12 protein-coding genes and 1 pseudogene are annotated in these 22,075 nt (G+C 34.6%); 4 read left to right on the top strand and 9 right to left on the bottom strand.

Translation table 11 applies throughout. The features are described from left to right. Positions 1–23: 23 nt before the first annotated feature. Positions 24–3,308 carry a VCBS repeat-containing protein gene (locus HM987_RS01465; protein WP_179004569.1) on the top strand — a complete coding sequence of 1,095 codons (3,285 nt, stop codon included), beginning with the start codon at positions 24–26 and terminating at the stop codon, positions 3,306–3,308. A 596-nt stretch (positions 3,309–3,904) separates the two neighbouring features. On the opposite strand, the gene HM987_RS01460 is transcribed toward HM987_RS01465, so the two are convergent. Together HM987_RS01460 and HM987_RS01455 are read right to left on the bottom strand one after the other, a co-directional pair. Beyond that, positions 3,905–5,221, bottom strand: a complete 1,317-nt coding sequence (locus tag HM987_RS01460) for a glycoside hydrolase (protein WP_179004567.1) — start codon at positions 5,219–5,221, stop codon at positions 3,905–3,907. 437 nt (positions 5,222–5,658) lie between these two features. Then, on the bottom strand, positions 5,659–6,798 hold the full coding sequence (locus HM987_RS01455; protein ID WP_179004565.1) for an endo-1,4-beta-xylanase: 1,140 nt from the start codon (positions 6,796–6,798) through the stop codon (positions 5,659–5,661). A gap of 400 nt (positions 6,799–7,198) precedes the next feature. Between HM987_RS01455 and HM987_RS01450 the strand changes: the two genes are divergently transcribed. From HM987_RS01450 to HM987_RS01440, 3 genes are read left to right on the top strand one after another with little or no spacing between them, the layout of a single operon-like run. Further along, entirely contained in the window at positions 7,199–8,695 is a 1,497-nt protein-coding gene (locus HM987_RS01450) for a vanadium-dependent haloperoxidase (protein ID WP_179004563.1), read from the top strand. 3 nt (positions 8,696–8,698) lie between these two features. After that, on the top strand, positions 8,699–9,616 hold the full coding sequence (locus HM987_RS01445; RefSeq protein ID WP_179004561.1) for a sialate O-acetylesterase: 918 nt from the start codon (positions 8,699–8,701) through the stop codon (positions 9,614–9,616). A gap of 1 nt (position 9,617) precedes the next feature. Further along, positions 9,618–10,601, top strand: coding sequence for an aldo/keto reductase (locus HM987_RS01440; RefSeq protein ID WP_179004559.1), 984 nt, complete (start codon positions 9,618–9,620; stop codon positions 10,599–10,601). Between the two features lie 85 nt (positions 10,602–10,686). Here the strand turns inward: HM987_RS01440 and HM987_RS19475 are convergent. The 7 genes and pseudogenes from HM987_RS19475 to HM987_RS01405 all read right to left on the bottom strand — a co-directional run. Further along, positions 10,687–10,902, bottom strand: a pseudogene (locus tag HM987_RS19475) (sialate O-acetylesterase); the annotation flags it as partial. A gap of 471 nt (positions 10,903–11,373) precedes the next feature. Beyond that, entirely contained in the window at positions 11,374–13,104 is a 1,731-nt protein-coding gene (locus HM987_RS01430; protein WP_179004557.1) for a glycoside hydrolase family 43 protein, read from the bottom strand. A 19-nt stretch (positions 13,105–13,123) separates the two neighbouring features. Continuing rightward, positions 13,124–14,476 carry a family 43 glycosylhydrolase gene (locus tag HM987_RS01425; RefSeq protein WP_179004555.1) on the bottom strand — a complete coding sequence of 451 codons (1,353 nt, stop codon included), beginning with the start codon at positions 14,474–14,476 and terminating at the stop codon, positions 13,124–13,126. An 11-nt stretch (positions 14,477–14,487) separates the two neighbouring features. Next, positions 14,488–16,425, bottom strand: coding sequence for a glycoside hydrolase family 97 protein (locus tag HM987_RS01420; protein ID WP_179004553.1), 1,938 nt, complete (start codon positions 16,423–16,425; stop codon positions 14,488–14,490). Positions 16,426–16,506: 81 nt separating this feature from the next. After that, entirely contained in the window at positions 16,507–17,838 is a 1,332-nt protein-coding gene (locus tag HM987_RS01415; protein WP_229724552.1) for a glycoside hydrolase family 43 protein, read from the bottom strand. A gap of 49 nt (positions 17,839–17,887) precedes the next feature. Continuing rightward, positions 17,888–20,512, bottom strand: a complete 2,625-nt coding sequence (gene xyl3A, locus HM987_RS01410; protein WP_179004548.1) for a xylan 1,4-beta-xylosidase — start codon at positions 20,510–20,512, stop codon at positions 17,888–17,890. Positions 20,513–20,523: 11 nt separating this feature from the next. After that, on the bottom strand, positions 20,524–22,056 hold the full coding sequence (locus tag HM987_RS01405; protein ID WP_229724550.1) for a glycoside hydrolase family 43 protein: 1,533 nt from the start codon (positions 22,054–22,056) through the stop codon (positions 20,524–20,526). Positions 22,057–22,075 lie beyond the last annotated feature (19 nt).

Below are 22,075 nucleotides of genomic sequence, written 5' to 3'. Positions count from 1 at the left end.
TGGTATCTATTAAACAATTGGGAATGACTTCTAAAAATTGGCTTTTAATTTTATTTATAACTGTATTATTCAGCTGCCTTGACCCTAATGACAAAGAGAAAAAAATCTCTAACTCTGGCACTTTATTTTCATTGGTGGAAAGTTCAAATACAGGTATAAATTTTAAAAACACTGTTAAGCAAGATATAAATTTTAATTACCTAGAATATGTTTATGCCTTTAATGGAGCAGGGGTTTCTATCGGAGACATCAATAATGATGGTTTAGAAGATATTTATTTTACTTCAAATCAAAATTCCAATAAATTATACATCAATAAGGGTGATTTCAAATTTGTTGACGAAACGGTAAAAGCGCGTCTGGAAGATAATAAGGGATGGTCAACTGGTGTCTCTATGATAGATATTAACAACGATGGTTGGCTGGATATTTATGTATGTAAATCAGCATCTTTAAGAAGTGATGAAATTCGAAAAAATAAGCTCTTTATCAACCAAAAAGATGGTACGTTTATAAACGAAGCAAAACAATGGGGTTTGGATCATAATGGATTTTCTATCCAGTCCTATTTCTTTGATTATGATAAAGATGGAGATCTAGACATGTATTTGGTTAATCATCGGCCAGATTTTGACCAAAGCGGTAAGATTGAGAATGGATCCGAAAGGAAGTATTTTAGGGAAACATCAGACCATTTATTTAGGAATGATGGCAACAAATTCACAGATGTTACACTTCAAGCAAAACTCATGAATAAAGCTTGGGGATTAAGTGCATCTATTGGAGATTTTAACAATGATGGTTGGCTTGATATATATGTCGCCAATGATTTTATAAATCCTGACTATTTATACATTAATAACCAAGATGGTACTTTTTCAAATAAAATTAATACGATGCTTAAGCATATCCCATTTAACGGAATGGGTTCAGATTACGCAGATATAAACAATGACTTTTTACCAGATTTAATAGTTTTGGATATGCTAGCTGAAGATCATAGAAGAGGAAAAGAAAACATGGCTTCTATGAATACAGACGGATTTTGGAAAATGATAGAATCAGGTTATCATTATTCATATATGGCAAATACTCTACAAATAAACAACGGTAATGGCACCTTTAGTGATATTGGTCAATTGGCAGGACTTTCTAAAACAGATTGGAGTTGGGCGCCTTTAATAGCCGATTTCGATAATGACGGATTTAAAGATATTTTCGTTTCAAATGGAATTGAAAGAGAATTAGGTAATCAAGATTATAAAAAGGAATCTCTAAAACAGCAACGAGAAAAGGGTGCCATGACTGTGCAAGAAATAATGAGTATTATGCCTTCTGAAAAAATTTCAAATTATATATTCAAAAATAATGGTGATTTTACATTTAAAAAAACGACCGATGTCTGGGGTTTAGGTAAAAAAGTAAATACCAACGGAGTTGCATATGCAGACCTTGACAATGATGGAGATTTAGATTTGGTAATGAACAATATGTCAGATCAAGCAACTGTATATAAAAATAATTCAACCAAAAACTACATCAACCTGAAGCTCATTGGTGATGAAAAAAATATAAAAGCAGTTGGTGCCAAGGTTAAGGTCTATTCTAAAGAAAAAACCCAGTACCAAGAATTATTCCCTTCTAGAGGTTACCAGTCATCCATGGGGTATCAGCTAAATTTTGGATTGGGTAATGAAGAAGTTATTGACCGTATTGAGGTGATTTGGGGTGATAATTCCGTTTTAGCCATGGGAAATGTTGAAGTAAACCAGACCCTTACATTCAATAAAAAAGACTTTAAGTTTGATGGAGAAATGCCTGTTGAGATTCCTCAGAATTTGATAAAAATAAATCCTGATTCGTTAGGAATAACATTCAGCCATAAAGAAAATAACTTTAATGATTTCAATTTACAAACCTTACTACCCCAAAAGCAATCCCAAAAAGGACCTACTCTCGCCGTCTCAGATATTAATGGTGATGGATTAGAAGATTTTTACATTGGAGGAGCTTTAGGTCAAGCAGGCGAAATGTATATTCAAACACCTGAAGGAAAATTCAGAAAAACCAATGAATCCTTATTCACTAGTGAAAGTAAATATGAAGATGTCACTTCTCTTTTTTTTGACGCCGATGCGGATGGCGATCTCGATTTATATATAGGTAGCGGTAGTTATGAACTTGAAGAAAATAGTCCGCTACTTCAAGACCGTTTATATTTAAACGATGGAAAAGGTACCTTTTCAAAATCAAATAAGTTGCCTAAAATGTTAGGTGTTTCAAAAGCAGTTGTAGCCAATGATATCGATGAAGATGGTGACTTGGACTTGATTGTTGGAGGGCAGGTCATTCCTAGTAAATATCCGCTTTCATCAAAGACCTATTTACTTAAAAATGAAAATGGAAGCTATATTGACAGAACCGAAGAATTCGCCCCTGAACTAGTAGATATAGGCATTGTAAATGATTTGCTTTTTACGGATTATGATGGGGACGGTGACAAAGATTTAGCTGTTGTTGGGGAATGGTTTCCGATTACCTTTTTCAAAAATCAAAACGGAAAATTTACTAAAACGTCAATAGCGTCCTTTGATCAAACGGAAGGCTGGTGGAATACTATTGAAGAAGTGGATTTGGACAACGATGGAAAAATGGATTATTTGTTGGGTAACTTAGGAGATAACAACAAGTTTCGTCCAACTAAAGAGAAACCGCTTCATATTTATTCCACAAATTTCGATGAGGATGGTAAATATGATATGGTATTAAGTAAGTCCTACAAAGGAAATCTGGTTCCCGTTAGAGGAAAAGAGTGTTCAACGGAACAAAATCCTTTCGTAAGTAAAAAGATAGAGACCTATGAAGAATTTGCAAATTCAACCTTATTTGATATTTACGGCGAAGAAGAGCTGAGTACTGCCTACCATAGACAAGTACACGAGTTTGGTAGCGTCTATTTAAAAAACAAGGGCATTGGCTCATTTGAAATAAAAAAACTTCCTTCAACGGCTCAATTTGGTCCAACGATGGCTTTTGAGGTTACTGATATAAACCAAGATGGCTATTTGGATGTACTTGGTGTGGGTAACATCTATGAAACTGAAGTAGAGACAATAAGATATGACTCTAACACGGGCTATATTCTTTTAGGCGATTCAAATGGGAATCTTACACCTTTTACAGATAATAGCTTTTTCACCCAAGGCAATGTAAAGGACATGAAAAAAATTAAAATTAATAGAGAGGAGTACTATTTAATTGCCAATAATGACGCGCATTTAACCATTTTTAAAATTAATAAAGGTTAACGTTGCTGACGCTCGGCTTTTGTTTTTTAGAATGAAAATTTAGGTAAATAGAGCTTTTTAATTTTTCTCCTTCGAAAATTTAATATTTTAATTGACCTCAACACGTTTTCGAAAATGGAAAATGGTTGCGTATAAGTCCTTTTGATTTCTACTTTAGGATAACTATAGCTTTTCCTAATCCAATTTAGGGCCTTAAACAATTGCCACAAAAGCTTGCACCCGAACCAACCGCATTGTAAATTTTATGTTCTTTCTGATTCTCAATAATCGTGATAATAATTTTAGCTTCTATAACAAAACAATTACTTTGCTTCAGTTTTAAAACAATATTCATTCATGATTTTCAAAAAGTAAATTTCTAAATACATCCCCTTTATCTGCTCCGCCCCTAACAACATACATGCCTTGATCCTGACTCCATTCTTTACATTTTAACCAGTAAAAATTGTGTCAATGATATATACAATCCAGTAAAATTTTAAAAATGGGCATAAAGAAAGTAAGTCTAATCTCCTTTAAAATTGACACCTCAGTCTGTTATTCAATTGTTCAAAAAACCAGCTATTTGCATTTATAATAAATAGAATTTAAAAATGTTAATTAGTGACATAAGTTGTAATACTATTAGGTGGCAAATCATACAAAAATGCTTCTATGCTTGGTTCTATATCAACTACTTCCTGTACTTCTAGATTCTGAGAACTGCTCGTGATGTAAGGGGTAACGCTGGCACTAGTAGTTCCTGTAAGTACAAACTGTTGTTCTACTGTTTGTTCTGTTTGGTTTATAGCTATAACCACAATCCTTCCTTCCCCAGAATAAGCACTTACAGATATTCCTGTTTGAGGATTATCGCCTGCCCCTATCCTTGTGTAGCCTGGTTTTATGAATTTTGAAAAATTTGACATTACATAACCACGCTTGGTTACAACACCATTAGAAGTCCCTTCCTCTCCATCTCCAATAAAGCTGTAATACCTTTTGCCATACCACCATATGTAAGCGTTGTATTGACCGATAGTCATACAATCGTGGATTTCCCGACCAACTAACAAAGCATCAGGCCACAAATTTGCACTTCTGTCACTGGATGTATAGTGCTCTGTCATCCACAGTTCTTTCCCTTTTTCCAAGGCCAAAGGATAAGGATAATTATCCAGTGCTGTACCATAAATGTGTCCGCCTACAATATCCACATTGTCTACCGCTACTGGGTCATTTAGTGTCAGGTCTGTATGTTCATGCCTAAACTGAAAAGACTCAGAGGGCATTAGTTTAGTATTGGTTATAAGTGCTCCATAATCCCTCATGAAATCACGTACTTGAGCGGCAGACCAATTACAAGATTCATAGGAAACTTCATAATCACCTTCATTTTGAATACTTATAACTTCCAAAGGAACACCATTAGTATCCATGTATGATGCAAAATCATTGAGGTAATTGGCATAATCTTCATAGGATTCTGTCTTTAATGACCCTCCTATTAGATCATTATTGGTCTTCATATCAGCAGGCGGACTCCATGGTGTAGCCATAACCAAAGCTCCTCTATTTGAAGCCATTTGTGCATGATTAAGCTCAATAGCCCTAGAATTATCATCTGGGGCAACACGTATTCTCAGAATTGATAACCCAATCTCTCCATCATCATTTCCATATAATTTATCCATATCGCTAGCGCTAAGGGGACTATTCAATCTAAAAACTGTTGCGGCACCAAATCCACTTATATTTTGTTTGGTTTCTGAAGGTGTAATTATAGAGGCATCTGACTGTAAAACTGTAGGATCTGAAGGTCCTGCAGGATTTGTAGGCCCACCAACAGTTACACCATTATTATCATCGCTGCTACTACAACTTAAACCCAAGGCCATCAGAAAGAGCATTAAATTTTTTTTAAACGTTATCATATTTATCTATTTTTAATTTGCTATTTATATTATTTTTTTGAAGTTGTTCTGACTATTATCTGCCTCAGTTACATACATAAATTAAAAAACAACATAGAAATAATTAGATAACTAAAGTCAAAACAACCCTATTTCATAATTATGAAATCACTTTTAAACCATCTATCAAGCTTTATAAATACATTAATAACATCCCCATCTAGAAATATTCTAAACGCGTTAAACCCTGTTTAATTAAGATGATATTATTAATGAGATTAAGTTAATAACCCTTACGATAATGCCGAGTATATTTTATCTATAGTCTGCACCCTATTATTCCGAGATTTACAGTTCAGGCGATAGAAAAATTTATGGCAATCCTTGTTTTTTTTTGAAAATCACAATCTACTCATCAATGATTTATTTATATTGGATGAGGTATATATCCGACTTTTTCAAAGTCCATCTGCAAAACCACGGTGCGAAATCTTGAATTCATAATTTGAATTATATAGCAATAGCCAGTCAGTTCCGCCATCGTATCTCCAACTATCTTGGTCTCTCATTCCCCAAATAGTAATTCCATATTGTTTATCAGAAGGTACGATAGACTTATACTCGGAAGCTACATGGTTATAGAATAATTCTTGTTCTTGAGCACGCTCTAAAGTTAAGCTCGTTATGTCATCATTTGAATTTACTTGTATATCTAATTCAGAAATATGAACCATTAATCCGGAATTAGTAACATCTGATATTGCCGTTGTAATTTCCTGAAGCGATGGCCAAGCAAGACCTAGGTGCATCTGCATACCAACACCGTCGATTGGTATTCCGTTATTTTGGAAACTAGTTACCATTGATAAAATTGCACTACGCTTATTGGTTTCACCGGCAATATTATAATCGTTGTAAAACAATTTAACAACAGGATCTGCCTCACGTGCCCATTGAAAGATTTTTTCGATATAATTTTGTCCCATTCTTTGGGTAAAAAGAGAGGATCTTATATTACCTCCATCAAAATATTCGTTTACTACATCCCATCCAGTAACTATAGAATTTCCGTTTGCATCTTTCTCTTGTGCAAAATGTTCTACAGTGGTTTTAACGAAGTTTTCAATATGCGCTTCAAACTCATCATCGGTTCCAGCAAAGTTTTCGAGCCAATCTGGTATAGCATACTCAGGGTGCCAAACCAAAGCATGTCCGTGAACTCTCATACCGTTAGCCTTTGCGTAGGTAACAATAGCATCCCCATCACTAAAATCAAAAGTATCCGGTCCGATAAAAATGTTGTTCATTTTCATATCGTTTTCCGCTGTAATACTATTATAATCAGTATTTAAAATAGTTCTAAAATCGGCTTCAGAAGCAGAAGCTAAACGTCCCGCTGACACAATATTTCCTATAGGAAAGTTGGCCAAATCTTGAAGGCTTGTAGTGGGAATGTACAATAATGGATCACCCGAAACTCCTCCATCATCATCGTTTCCTCCTGAAGGACCACCCACAGTAACTCCATTGCTATCATCAGAACTACAGCCCATAGAAATTAGGCAAAGAACTGCTAATCGTAAAAAATTCTTTTTCATATTATCAATTTTTATTATAGCTAATTATGGCTACTTTGATTAATCATTTAAATTATTTAAAAGTTTATAAATCTAAAATGGAAAAATAATAAAAAAAAGTATTATTCACAATATATACACAACCGATTTCATAAAATATTAGAAACCAATAATTAATTAGCTAATTCTAAGAGTTAAAGCTGTACATACTATCATTTATATAGTATAGGATTATATTCCTACGAAAATTTCACATACTTAAGCTCCCTTTACCTTACTAAACCCTATAAATAAACGCTAAAAAAAACAACTGATTGTCTTTAATTTTGTGGGTGATATTGAAAATTGATATATTTATAAAATATATAATTTTGTAATACCCGCTTTTGAGAATTTCTAGGTATTAGTAAATAAAACACTCATGAAAACATCTTTTTCAATTCTAATTACTATTTTATTCCTTTTTACCATTTTATTATTTTTTAGCTGTAGCAATGGACAGAATAAAAATGAAGCTCAAATTTCAGTACAAGAACAACCCAGAGGTGTTGAAAACCTTACCTACAAATGGGGAAACATAGCGCTCACCGCACAAGCCAATGATACTAAAATATTAAAACCGAGGCCTACTGTAACCTCACGCTACTTGGCATTAATTTTTGTAGCTATTTTTGATGCTTGGTCACAATATGATGAAAAGGCTCTTCCTGTTTATCTTGAGGGTATTGATAGAATACCCACAAAAGAACAAACACTGAAAAACAAAGAAATTGCAATTAGCTATGCCGCATTTCGAACACTCAATGAATATTATTCATCCGATAAAGTACTTTTTCAAGACTTTATGAAGCAATTAGGTTTAGATCCAACTGATGAAACACTAGATCCATCTACACCAATAGGTATTGGTAACTTAGCAGCAAAAGCAGTTATTGAAGCACGTAAGGGTGATGGTTCTAATCAGTATGGCGAAGAAGGCGGGTCAAATGACATTCCTTATTTTAACTATGTGAGCTATGAACCTGTCAATTCTGCAGATGAAAATATTGACCCTAACCGTTGGCAGCCCAAATATTTTTCGGATGGAAAAGGAGGTAGATTCGCACCAGGTTGCTTAACGCCTTTTTGGCAAAAGGTTGAACCTATTGCTTTGAAATCAGGAGATCAATTTCGTCCTGGCCCACCACCAATGATAGGTTCAGAACAATTAAAAAAAGAAGTCGAAGAAGTCATTAGGCTACAAGCTAATCTTACTGACTACCAAAAAGCACTCGTCGAATTTATGCGCGATGGCCCGCAATCCGTACAACAAGCAGGTCATTGGTTAAAATTTGCACAAGACGTGTCACGAAGAGATAACCACACACTTGATGAAGATGTGAAAATGTATTTTTATAATCAAGTCGTAGCAATGGATGCGTTTATAGCCTCTTGGGATTCTAAAATGTATTACGATTATGCTAGACCGTATGCTTTAGTACATGAATATTATAGTGGCAAAAAAATTAAAGCTTGGGGTGGTGTTGGAAAAGGTATGATTGAAATGGACGGAAGTCAATGGCGACCTTATTCTCCAGACACTTTTTTATGCCCACCTTTTCCAAGTTATACCTCTGGTCACAGCACAATAAGCGGAGCATGTGCAGAAGCTCTAAAATTATGGACTGGAAGTGATACATTTGGATCAGAATCAACATTAGTAGCAGGGGCATTAACCGAACCAGACAATTTAGGCGACACCATAACTTTAAAATTTCCAACATTTACAAAAACAGCTGAAATGGCTGGATTTTCAAGGGTTCTAGGTGGTTATCACATTCAATCAGATAATGTTGCTGGTTTAGAACTTGGCCGAAACGTAGCAAGAGAAGCTTGGAAATTTTACCAAATGCATTTAGGAAAAAATAAAACTTTATAAATCATGAAAACACGCATCATTTCATTATTCATAGCTATCTTATTACCATCAGTGTTAATAAGTCAAAACACGGCTAAAAACGATATTAAAGTTTTTTTATTGGCTGGTCAGTCTAACATGGATGGCTATGGCTACATTAAAGATCTACCTGACTCCTTAGATACTGAATTCAAAAATGTGTTTATCTATCATGGTAATTCTTTGCCAGATGAAGAAGATAATGGTGGTTTGGGCAAATGGGAAGCACTAAAACCTGGTCATGGTGTAAATTTTTCATCAACAACCGATAAAAACAATCTCTCTGATCGTTTTGGAATTGAACTGTCTTTTGCAAAAAAATTGCAAGAATACTACCCCAACCAAAAACTAGCATTTATAAAATATTCACGAGGAGGCACATCTATCGATAGTCTTGCCGCTGGTTCATTTGGTTCTTGGGAAGCTGATTTTAAGGGTTCAAACGGAATTAATCAATATGATAATGCTCTAAATACCATTAGACTAGCTTTAAAGACCAAAGACATTGATGGTGATGGAAAAGATGATGATTTAATTCCTGCCGGAATTATTTGGATGCAAGGCGAAAGTGACGCTTCATATTCAGAAGAAATTGCAGCTAATTACTATTCTAATTTAAAACGATTGATGGATTTACTAAGAGCGAGTTTACGAACTGATGATTTACCAGTTGTCATTGGTAAAATTTCCGACTCATGGAATGATTCAGATGGGAAGGTTTGGGACTATGGAGAACTTGTTCAATATGCTCAAGAAAAATATGCCAAAGAAGATAAAAATGCTACCATAGTAAGAAGTACAAGATATTATAAATATTCAGATAAATGGCACTATGACAGTGATGGTTATATTGATTTAGGCGAAAAATTTGCCGATGCCATTTACCAATTAAATAAACAATAAAATGAAAACTAGAGAATTAGGTAAAAACGGATTTGATGTAAGCGAAGTCGGTTTAGGATGTTGGCAAATTGGCGGCAATTGGGGTAATGAAATCGATAAAAAAAACGCTTTCGAAATCCTCAATGAAGCTATAGAAAACGGTGTTACTTTTTTTGACACTGCTGATGTTTACGGAGATGGAAGAAGTGAAACCTTAATAGGGGAATTTATTAAAGACAAGGGTTCCAACATTAAAATAGCAACAAAATTTGGGAGAGGTGCTAATGTATTCCCTGATCAGTATACCGAAAAAGCATTAAGAGATAGTGTAGAGGTTTCATGTAGACGCCTTAATGTTGAGGCTATAGATCTTTTACAATTACATTGTATTCCTTCAGAAGCATTACTAAAAGGTGATATTTTCAATTGGTTAAGAACGTTAAAAAAAGAAGGTAAGATATGTCATTTTGGAGCTAGCATAGAGAGTGTAGAACAAGGATTAATTTGTTTGGAGCAAGAAGATCTGCAATCGCTTCAAGTCATCTACAACATCTTTAGACAAAAATTAACCTCCGCATTATTACCACAGGCCAAAGAAAAAGGTGTTGGTATTATTGTGCGTTTACCATTAGCAAGCGGTTTGCTTACTGGAAAATTTAACAAAGACACCCAATTCTTAGAAAATGATCATAGAAACTTCAATCGTGATGGAGATGCTTTTAATGTTGGTGAAACCTTTGCAGGACTACCTTTTGAAGTTGGTGTAAAATTATCTGATCAGTTAAAATCATACTGTCCAGATGGCTTTTCCATGGTAGATATGGCACTTCGTTGGATATTGGATCATGAAGCCGTGTCAACCATAATTCCAGGTGCTAGCTCACATAAACACATTCATAACAATGCCGCAGCAAGTAATTTACCACCCCTTTCAGATGAATTGATGGCTGAATTAAAAGCTTTTTACGACAATCACGTTCATCAGCACATTCGAGGGGTTTACTAAAGTAAGAAAGACGAAAATACATCATAATTTTAAAGAAATACCCATTCGAAGGCATAAACGCTCAACACCTATAACTGCAATGATTCTATTTGTAAATACCATTTTGATCTTCGTGAACCACCTCACCAGCAAATAAAGGAACTTCTTTAGGATTAAGGTTTAAATCGTTAATCAAATTATCATAAACAACTTTTACTTTTTGAGGCCATATTGTATCTCCTGTGTTAGATTCGCCTTGGTGCAATAATACACCTTTTATAACGCCATCTTTTTGAGCTTTTTTTGCCATTTCTACAAGTCTTCCGTAAGGACTACCATCCTATTCTTTGACCATGTTTGTCATCCAATCTAGAACCTCTTTTAAATACTCTTTATACTTATCTTTATTAAAAAGTTCAATTTTACAACCACCTACTGCTACGTTTATCACGCCAACATTAATATGTTCTGGTAAGTTTTAAACCATAGCTCTTCCAAAAAAATCGATTAATGTAAGCCCTGTTTTACAACGACATAAAGGAGGAACTGCAGTATACCAATTCCCTTTTTCTCTGCCTAAACCTGGACAGTCTACTGCTGCCGTAACTTTAAATCTTGGGTTAATGTTTACCGTATCTTGTGATCTAACTTTAGACGCGCCCTCCATATTCGACTGACCGAAACTTAATTAAACATGGAAGTCAGGGTTTTGCCCATACTTATTGCACATTGTTATCATGAAAACAATGACTAAAAAGTTTGAATTCTTATTCATTTTATCTTTGCTAAATGTCTATTTCGGTAAAGCATCATTGGCACTTGTTGCATACAATCCTAGCATTGCACCTGTAAAACCACCTGCAACATCTGTAGACAAAATAGCGCCTGAAATTATACCTCCAAGGTTTTCAAAATCAGTTCCATTTGAAGAATATTTAAATTCATACTTATCACCATTGGCTTTAATTTGAAGCTTAATAGGTTCTTTGATATCAACTTTAACGCTGGCAAGGGTCTCAGATATTATTTCACCTTGTCTCCTAGGCCAAGTATTTTTCGCAAGCACTAAATAGTAATCTTTGTCTTTTTTGGTTACACCAAATACGTAGTTAGAACCTTCATTTTGTAGTGCAACAACACCTGCTAAATCTTTTTCGGATTTTGGTTTATACTCTAAGGTTGTTGTAAATGAAAAACTTCTATGCATTTGTCTATGAAACAACGTAGATGTTGGCTTTACCTCTTTAATATTGGTTTCAAAAGGCAAGATTTTCAGACCATTTTTAGCTTTCTCAATAAACGCTTCACGAGGTCCTCTTAAACCTATCCAACGGTAGTCTAATTTATCTGCAGAAAAATCATCTTTAAACGTGAAATTTCCATTAGGAAAAAAGCCATCTTGTCCGGTTTTATTGTCAACTCCTTTAGGCATTTCTAATTTAGGCTCAAGCGGAATTAATCCATTTTCAAAAACTGGAAATTCTCCAGACCAATCTACAGGTAAAATGAAGGTTTCACGACCTGTATTTACTCTATCTTCTTCATTAGGACGCACTGCTAAAAACACGCCATAATATTGGTCGTTTGGTCCTTTAACTAAATCGGCATGTCCTGCCCAATCCACTTTATTTTCGCGATCTTTTGCAAAATAGCGTTGTGTTAAAATAGGATTACTTGGTGCTGGAATAAAAGGGCCTTTTGGGCTATCACTTTTGAAAATAACTTCGCTATGCCATCCGCCTGTACCACCTTCGGCACACATTAAATAGTAACTACCGTCTTTTTTGTAAAGGTGTGGTGCTTCAATCCAAATCGGTTTTTTGGATAAATCAACACCTCCATCTACAATAATTTTATCGGTTCCTGGAATGACTTTATCATTTTCAACATCATAGTCCCACATTTTAATTACCCTATGACCACTGTATAATTCTTTTCCTTTATCGGGTGCATCATTATGGACCACGTAACCTTTTCCATCGTCATCAAAGAAAATAGAAGGATCTATACCTCCAAAATCGAGTTTTATTGGGCTTCCCCAACCTTGTTTAGGGTCTTTGGTTTTAACAATAATATTTCCTAACCCACCAGAAAAAGCTGTTACAATCATATAAAATGTATCGTTATGTGGGTTGTATGTGATGCCTGGTGCATACACACCTGCACTAATACCTGTATCGTGTGGATTGAATTCGTCGACGTTATTTAGAACACCACCTAAGTCCGTCCAATTTACCAAATCTTTTGAGTGAAAAATAGGCACACCAGGAAATACGGCAAAAGACGAGCAGACCATGTAATAATCATCTCCTTTTCTAGTAATCGCAGGATCTGGATAAAAACCTTGCAGAATAGGCGTGTAAAATTCGTTTTCTTTTAATGGATTATCTTTATAAACTTGATCCATACCTTCGTAAACGACATTAGAAAATATTGGAGCGTTCTTAGCTTTTTTTTGTGCATTTACTGCTGTAAAAGCAAGTAACAAAGTTGTGCACCACATTATAAATTGTTTGTTTTTCATTTTTATCTTTAGTTTTAGTTTATTGTTCAAATGTTATCCAATCTATTTCTATTGGGTTATCTGTTTTAGATTGTATAAACAGATTTTTTATACCTTTAGATTTAGTATTTATTTTGGCTGTGATTTCTGTCCATTCTTCAGTTGCAGGAATATTAATTTCTGCTATAACCTTGCCAGATAAACCTTCTGTGTTCACTTGAACTACACCGCCTTTACTCGATTTTGCTTTTATTTTCACCTGTTTAATCCCTTCCTTATCAAAATCTACGTCATTGTATTGTATCCACGCGTTTTGTTTATTAAAAACCGTTTTCCAACCTTTAAACGTGTTAGTGGTATCTATAAAAGTGATAGAAGTTCCTTGCTCGCTTAATTTACTATATCTATCAATTTCAATTTTATTGGCGGCTTGGGAAATGCCAATACCTCTTAACGTTGGTGTTACTTTTTGAATGGTGCCATTTGGATTGAAGAATAGTTTATCGGCTCTAATAGAACGTGCTTTATCAAAACTGGGAGAATAATCATTATGATGATAAAATAGGTACCAATGATTTTTAAAATTAATGATGGATTGATGATTGGTCCAACAACCTGTTGGCGATTCATCCATAATAACTCCAGTGACTTTAAACGGTCCTAAAGGGTTATCAGAAATAGCATATTCTAAACGTTCTGTCTTGTTTTCAACATGTGGATAGGTTAAATAATATACGCCATTTCTTTCAAATACATAAGGCCCTTCTTTAAGTCCTTTTGTTGGTAAATTATCAATGGTAATCACTTCTCCATCTAGCTCTACCATATTATCTTTCAGTTTTGCAACATATATATTGCCTTGAGACCAATACATATACGCTTGTCCATCTTTGTCAATAAATACATTTGGGTCTATCCCTTTTACACCTTTTATGGGTTGCGATTCTGGAGTATAAGGTCCTTCTGGTTGATCCGCTATGGCCACACCAATGGTAAATCCTCTTCCACTAGTGAGTGTCTCTTTAGCTGTTGAAGGAAAATAGAAATAATACTTTCCGTTTTTTTCAATACAATCTGGTGCCCACATACTGTAGCTGTTTGGTTTTACCCAAGGCACTTTATTTTGAGTAACAATCACTCCATGATCTTCCCAATCCGTTAAATTTTCAGAAGAAAATACGTGGTAATCCTCCATACAAAACCAATCTTCTCTACCTCTCTCTTTAGTGGCTAAAATATCATGTGACGGAAATACATAAACTTTATCTCCAAACACCCTTGCTGAAGGGTCTGCTGTAAATTGATCTCGTATTAGTGGATTTTGAGCAAATGAATAGTGAATTGATAAAACTATCAATACTAAGATTATTAAAATTTGCTTTTTATCATTCATTGATTCTCTTTTTAATTCATAATTAAAACTCCACCATTATGTGGTATATTCAGTTTGATTTCCTGATTCTTATTTAGTTTTTTTGTTACAAAACCCTTGTCCGATGATTTTTTCCCATCTTCATAAATCTTCACTTCTTCCCCAGCTTTAATCATCGGTAATTTCACTTCAATGTTAAGTGTTTCGTCTTCTGCATTTATTCCTGCGATATACCAAGTATCTCCTTTACGACGAGCCAATACAATATATTTACCAGGGTAGCCATCTATAAAAACAGTTTCATCCCAAGTAGTAGGAACATTTTTTAAAAATTCGAGTTCATGTTGAGGGACATCTTCTAAATTATTTGGTGTTAACCCGAACATTTGTACTGGATTTTGATACAAGACACTTGTAGCTAATTGAAAAACATTAGACGTTAATCGTTCTTGTCCTTTTTCATTCTCTTTATTAAGAAATTTATTCAACAGCACACCACCATATTCAATACTCGCTACTGAATTACGTATGAACGGATGTAATGCTGCATAAAATGCTTCTTTATTACGAGCATCTTGAGTAAAAATGAGCATCTCTGAAGCTATAACAGCCTCACTCCCTACAAAATTAGGATACATGCGTTCCCATCCACGAGGTAATGTAGCACCATGAAAAATAATCATTAAACCAAATTCATTGGCGTCAGATAAGATATCTTCATACAAGCGCATTGTTTCTTGTTTGTCACCACCAAAAAAGTCAACTTTTAATCCTTTTACACCTACTTTTTTAAGCCATTTCATTTCTTTTTTTCTGGCTATTGAAGTGTTCATTTTATCCTTTGGGGTCATAAAAGCATCATTGATACCACCATTTGAATTGTACCAAAGAAATACCTCAACTCCTTTAGATTTTGCATAGTTGATGAGCGCTTCCATGCTTTCATAACCAATATTTTTATCCCACCAAGCATCAATTAAAATATATTCAAAGTTCATTGCAGCAGCCAAATCAATATATTTTACCTGATCATCATAATTCATACTATTGTCTTGCCATACAATCCAACTCCAAGTGCCTTTACCATATTTATAGTCTTGTGATGCTTCATAAAGCGGATCCACAACACTGTAAGAAATAGTTGTTTCTACGATAGGTTTTAGTGTTTCTCCAACAGTAATTGTTCTCCAAGGTGTAACTCCAGGTAAACCAATTTGTGCGCCTGTACTACCAAAACCATTATTGTTTTTCATGTCTGGATAATCAACAGTGTAAATACCCTCTTTGTAGTGACTTAAATGAGAAGCATAATAGTGACTTGAAACGCCTGTTTCAGATAATAATACCCAACCTTTGTCTCCTACATGAAAAAGACCAGGAAAAACATAGCCTGTTTTTGAAGTATTAGATTCCATTGGTAAATCTGCTGTATAACCACTCTCATAACTAGGTGCTGTTCGTGCAAATCCGCCCATACTTGTCATCATAGGTGATAAAAATGAAGTTGTTTCAGCAGGAAATTTAAAACCTGTTGCTTCTTTTTCTACAACACATGCCATGGTTTTGTCCCAAACAGGGATTTCATATCTAAAAGCCACATCATTGTTACTCACTTGAAAAACAACATTTATTTGCTTTTTATCTGAATTTTCAAAGGTGATCCTTAATGTATTGGCTTCGTAATTAACTAATGACTGTTTTATTTTATCTGACTTGTAGCTTTTACTTACTGTACCAGTACTATCTTTTAGGAAACTCATGTTTTTTGTAAAATCGCCTTCATTGGTTGTTATTCCTAGAGGAGAATTTTGAAGCATAACAGTGTTATTATATGTTATAGTGTAGTTAGGTTTTCCATTTTTCAATATTACAGCTACCTTGAGATTTTCATCAGGACTATTAACAACCGATTGTGTGTGTCCAGCTAAACTATTTAATAGAAAAACAATTAAAAGGTACTTCAAGTTCATTATTATTATGTGGTGGTGTATTACCTTGCTAATTTTAATTTTAAATATCATGTCTATATTTACTTTAGTTAAGTCCTCTTTTTATTTAGAAAACATCCAATAATCAAAAAACATGATTTTTGTTGATGCTTTTCCTTTAAAAATAAAATATACATCGTGTGTTCCTGATACTTTTTCAATCTCAGCGCTTACTAATTCCCACCTATCATTTCCACCAGTTAATGGTACTTTTAACGTTGTTAGTAATTTTCCATTAATACCATCCAATCTTACTTCCATTGAAACATCACTATTGTGCGTAGTACCAACACGTGCTTTAAATTTTATGGCGCCATCTTTTCTAAAATCTACATTTTTCACCATCGTATATGCGTCATTTTCCATAGCCGTAATAAATACGCCAACAGCATCATTTTGCATGGATTTTACATGCTCTGACCACGCTATGGTTTCTGCTTCATTTTTTACAAAAGGATTTACAGTTGATAATGCTTTTTCAACACCATTCGTCATATCCATTTGCACGATTGTGCCATCTTTATTGAATTGTAATTCTTGTACACAGACAGATCTATTGAAACCATTTCCTCCTGGTAAAGCGCCATTATGATAGAAAAAATAGGTTTTCCCTTTATAATCAATGACTCCTGGATGGTTGGTAAAACTTTTACCTTGTGTTGGCATCACTTTGCCTTGATAGGTCCATGGTCCTGTAGGACTATTTCCTGTAGAATAACCAATATGCTCAGAAATTGGACCTGCTGCAAAGAGTAAATAATATAAATTATTTCGTTTGTAAAGCCAAGGTCCTTCTTCGTAAGTCGTTGGTCTACGAGGATTTTCTTCACCTTCTCGTTTTCCAAAAGCTTCAATGGTGTTTGGAAACGATTTTATTTCATCATCATAAGATATCATATCTTCATTTAGCTTCACATAGTAACAAATTGGATTTCCCCATAAAATATAAGCTTGTCCATCATCATCAATAAAAACAGTCGGATCAATATCTGCCAAACGCCCTTGTATTAGTGACTTACCCAAAGGATCTATAAATGGCCCATAAGGACTGTTAGCAACTGCAACACCAATACCATTTTTTCCTTCTCTATCTGTTACTGGAACATACATATAAAATTTTCCATCACGCTCAATACATTGAGGCGCCCATGCGTTTTTTTTTGCCCAATCGAAATCTTTGTAAGATAAAATTGCGCCATGGTCTGTCCAATTCACCATATCTTCTGTGGTGTAAAGTCTCCAGTCGTCCATGGTAAACCATGTTGAATTATCTTCATCATGAGAAGTGTAGAGGTAAACTTTACCATTGTAAACCATTGGTGCTGGGTCTGCAGTATAATTGGTTTGAATGATTGGGTTTTGTGAAAAACCGTTATACAATAGTGATATACTCAAAAAGGATATTATAAAAAACCTATTTTTTAAATTCATCATATTTTATTGATTATTGAATGATAATTTTTTGCATTTTTAAATCTTTTGGATCAGAACTGGTTCCGTAATAAACTTCATATTCACCAGCAGTTACATTCATGCTTAAGGTATCCCAATCGTAAAATTCAAATGCAGTTGATGATAAAACAATAATGGCGTTTTTAGTTTCACCAGCCTTTACTTCCAATCGTTTGTAGCCTTTTAAGGTTTTTAATGGTGCATCTTCAGTATCATTTAGTTTACGAACGTAAACTTGTACAATTTCAGTTCCGTCATAATCACCAGTGTTAGTTACTGGAATACCTAATTGAATGCTTTCATCATTTTTAATAGTTGTTTTATTGAATTCAGCATTTCCAATGTTAAAATTGGTATAGCTCAAACCAAATCCAAAAGGAAACAGCACATCTGTAGTATAGCGATACGTACGACCCTTCATTGAGTAATCCTCAAAATCGCCTAAGTTTTCTGAATCTTTGTAAAATGAAATTGGTAATTTACCAGAAGGATTGTAATCGCCTAAAAGTACATCTGCAACAGCTTGCCCACCAGATTCTCCTCCATACCAAGCTTGAAGAATGGCATCACAAGTTTCAGTTTCATCTAACAAAGCAATGGCAGAACCTGAACAGTTTACAAAAATGACTTTTTTACCAGCCTCTTTTAAGGCTTTTAAACATCTTTTTTGAATACTAGGTAACTCAATATTAGTTCTGTCTCCTCCTTTAAATCCTGGATAATTCACTGGCATTTCTTCACCTTCCAATAAGGTTGACAGTCCACCTACAAACACAACAGTATCAATGCCTTCTAGTTTTTTAAGTAATCCACCAAAATCAACATCATATTCCTTTCCGAAATCAAATTCAAGGTTTGCTTGCCAATTATTTGATTGTGCAAAAAGAATTTCAATGTTATACGTTTTACCAGCTTCAACCTTAAAAGGAATTCTGCCTGGTAAGGTTCTCCAATTGACATATTTGCTTAAGGATTTCCCATTCACTAAAAGCTCAAAAGCTCCAGTAGCTCCCGTTTTAAAAACCAATGTATCATTTTCTTTAGCTGTAAAATTGGTTTCATATTTAGCCGAGAACCCTTCTAATTTTACACCTGGTGCAAACTCATGTTGACCAGCCGTCGTTAACTTTAAAGGATTTATAATTTGAGTAGTTGCAATAATATCTCCCGTTCTGTCTGGTGTGTTCCAATACGTCGCTTTAAAACCTTTTTTTCCATCGAACATAGTTTGTGGAATGTAAGTAGTGGTTACTTTATCCTCTACCAAGTCACAAGCTTTATCATAAACAATATTGTTCTCAGAAATTTTAGATTTAATGCCATCTAAAATTGTAATCGTTCTAACTGGTGTGCCATTATAATTTCCCCAAAGCATAGGTTGATCATCTGCATTTGGACCAATAACAGCAAGTTTATTCATGTCTTTTTTTAGCGGCAAAACATTATTGTTGTTTTGTAGAAGTGTCATGGATTTTTGTGCCATTTCTAACGCAAGTTTTCTATGTTTGTCATTGTTAAGAACCGAAGGCGGAATTTGAGCCCATGGCACTATAGCATCATCATCCATTTCACCCAAATCGAAACGTCCAACTAAAACACGCTCTAAACTTTTATTGACATCTTCTTCTCTTAATAAATCGCTCTTAACAGCCTCTGGTAATTTTTTATATGGATAATTTTCCCAAACACATTCTACATCGGTTCCTGACAGTACTGCTTTTGCTGCAGCATGTTTTGCATCAGATGAAACGTTGTGTGATGTGAAAAAATCGGTAACTGCACCACAGTCTGATACCACCAAATATTCATAACCCCATTCCTCTCGAAGAATACGTTGTAATAATCTGGTATTTCCACAACAAGGTTCATCATCTAAACGTTGATAGGCACACATCACTTGGCGCACATCAGCTTCTTGTACTAATGATTTAAATGCAGGCAAATAGGTTTCGTATAATTCTCTTGGATTTACATTGTTTAAATTCAATTCGTGTCTGCTCCATTCTGGTCCCGAATGCACTGCATAATGTTTTGCACAAGCCAATAATTTTCGGTATTTGGCATCTTTTGGGCCTTGCAAACCATTTACAACGGAAATTCCCATTTTTGATGTTAAGTATGGATCTTCTCCATAAGTTTCTTGACCTCTTCCCCAACGTGGATCACGAAAAATATTCACATTTGGTGTCCAAACTGATAAACTTAAAAAGCGTTTATTTTCGTTGCCATCATTTATCCATTGGTTGTATTTTGCACGAGCTTCATCAGAAACTGCATCAAAAATGTGATACACCAATTCGTCATCAAAAGAAGCTGCCATACCCACTGGCTCCGGAAAAACTGTAACATTATCATTATTTGCAAAACCGTGTAAAGCTTCACTCCACCAATTAAATTTTTTAATTCCTAAACGCGGAATGGCATCAGATTGGTCGCACATCAAAGTTGCTTTTTCTTCAAGCGTTAGTCGAGAAATTAAATCTTTAGCACGTTCTTTAGAACTTAATTCTGGATTTTGAAATGGAAATTCCGGCCCTTTTGAACACCCAACAATAATTAAGCAAAGTGTTAGGAATAATTGGTTTTGAGAAATGTATTTAGTTGGCAGAAAACTCATTATATATATTATTAAATTTTGTCTTTAATATGGAAATAATCAAAATCTACATAACCTCCTACATTTTGTGTAGCATAATTGAACAATCCAAATCTGTAGCCCATAAAATGTGGTAAGGTGTAAGGCATGTTAATCGTTTCTCCAATAGAAACCCACGATTTTCCATCAAGACTATAGAAAAAATTGGCTTTATCAGCTCTATCTTTAAAATTACATTCAGCCTTAAAGTAAATTTTATCTTGATTTAAAGGAGCACTTTGTACTTCTTTGGGTTCACCTTTTTGAGCACTTACCATAACAATTTTTTTAGTGCCATTTTCTATTGTAACACCTACTAAACCAAACTCTTTTTGTAATAAACATAATCCTGCAAAATCACCTTCTTTCATATTTGATAAATCTAACATCGTAGAACCTGTACTTTCTGGACCAATGGTTCTTTGGGTTAATGTGTTTCTTGCTTGTACAAAACTAGTATCTATTCTACCTGTTTTTAGTCTTAAAAAACCATCACGTTCTCTTACAGACCAAAGTGAATTGTCTGGATTATGGTTCCATTGCCAAACTAATGGTAAATCTGGATCATTTTCTTTTCTATCAAAATCATCAGAATTTACAATTCTTGGAATTAAACTTTTATTTGCGGGTAAATCAAGTTGTTCTGGTACTTTGCCATCTTCACCTAGAACAGGCCAACCATCTTCCCATGCAACAGGAACTAAATAAGGAATACGACCTACGCCACCATAATCTCTAAATAAATACGAAAACCATCTTCCATCTGGCGTGTCAATTAATCCGCCTTGAGCAACACCTAAATCTTGAAAAGCTAATTTGCCTTCCCAAGGTCCGTTGATATTATCTGCTCTGTGGATCAATACTGTACGCATGCCACCTCTTGGCCAAGTGATATTAAATAAGTAATATTTACCATTCACTTTAAAAAGTTGCGAGCCCTCTGCACCTAACATAATATTATCTCCAGCTGGCGCACTGGCATTTTCTATTAACACTTTTTCAGTCCCTTCCTTTATTCCAGAAAGGTCCTCTTTTAATTCTGCAATACTGAGTTTTCCAGCTGCCCAAATCATATACACTTTTCCATCATCGTCAAAAAAGATGGTGTTGTCATGAAGAGATGGCTCAAACTCTATTTTTTCCCAAGGTTCATTTTCTGGATCTTTGGTTGAAAAAATATAGGTTTTACCTGTTGATTTTGAAAAGGTACTCACATAAAACATACCTTTATGGTAGCGCATACTGCTCGCCCAAGACCCTCTTCCATAGGTGTTTTTTCCATTTTCTAAATCGAGAACATCACTTTTTCCTAAAGTTTCGTAAGCATAACTAATCAATTCCCAATTCACCAAATCTTTAGATTTCATAATGGGTACTCCAGGATTCATATGCATGGTAGTACTACTCATATAATAAGTGTCGTCTACACGAATCATGGAAGGATCTGGCACATCCGCAAAAATAATTGGGTTATGTGCTTTATGTTTTACTTGATTGTCAACCTCTTTTTGAACTTGTTTATTCACTTGTTTACAGCTGTTAACT

The organism is Winogradskyella forsetii, from assembly GCF_013394595.1.
GTDB classification, from domain to species: Bacteria; Bacteroidota; Bacteroidia; order Flavobacteriales; family Flavobacteriaceae; genus Winogradskyella; species Winogradskyella forsetii.
This window is presented reverse-complemented; position numbering and strand designations above follow the sequence as displayed.

Coding starts and splice junctions, on each gene's coding strand:
- HM987_RS01465 (WP_179004569.1), top strand. CDS start 24: ATGACTTCTAAAAATTGGCTTTTAATTTTATTTATAACTGTATTATTC.
- HM987_RS01460 (WP_179004567.1), bottom strand. CDS start 5,221: ATGATAACGTTTAAAAAAAATTTAATGCTCTTTCTGATGGCCTTGGGT.
- HM987_RS01455 (WP_179004565.1), bottom strand. CDS start 6,798: ATGAAAAAGAATTTTTTACGATTAGCAGTTCTTTGCCTAATTTCTATG.
- HM987_RS01450 (WP_179004563.1), top strand. CDS start 7,199: ATGAAAACATCTTTTTCAATTCTAATTACTATTTTATTCCTTTTTACC.
- HM987_RS01445 (WP_179004561.1), top strand. CDS start 8,699: ATGAAAACACGCATCATTTCATTATTCATAGCTATCTTATTACCATCA.
- HM987_RS01440 (WP_179004559.1), top strand. CDS start 9,618: ATGAAAACTAGAGAATTAGGTAAAAACGGATTTGATGTAAGCGAAGTC.
- HM987_RS01430 (WP_179004557.1), bottom strand. CDS start 13,104: ATGAAAAACAAACAATTTATAATGTGGTGCACAACTTTGTTACTTGCT.
- HM987_RS01425 (WP_179004555.1), bottom strand. CDS start 14,476: ATGAATGATAAAAAGCAAATTTTAATAATCTTAGTATTGATAGTTTTA.
- HM987_RS01420 (WP_179004553.1), bottom strand. CDS start 16,425: ATGAACTTGAAGTACCTTTTAATTGTTTTTCTATTAAATAGTTTAGCT.
- xyl3A (WP_179004548.1), bottom strand. CDS start 20,512: ATGAGTTTTCTGCCAACTAAATACATTTCTCAAAACCAATTATTCCTA.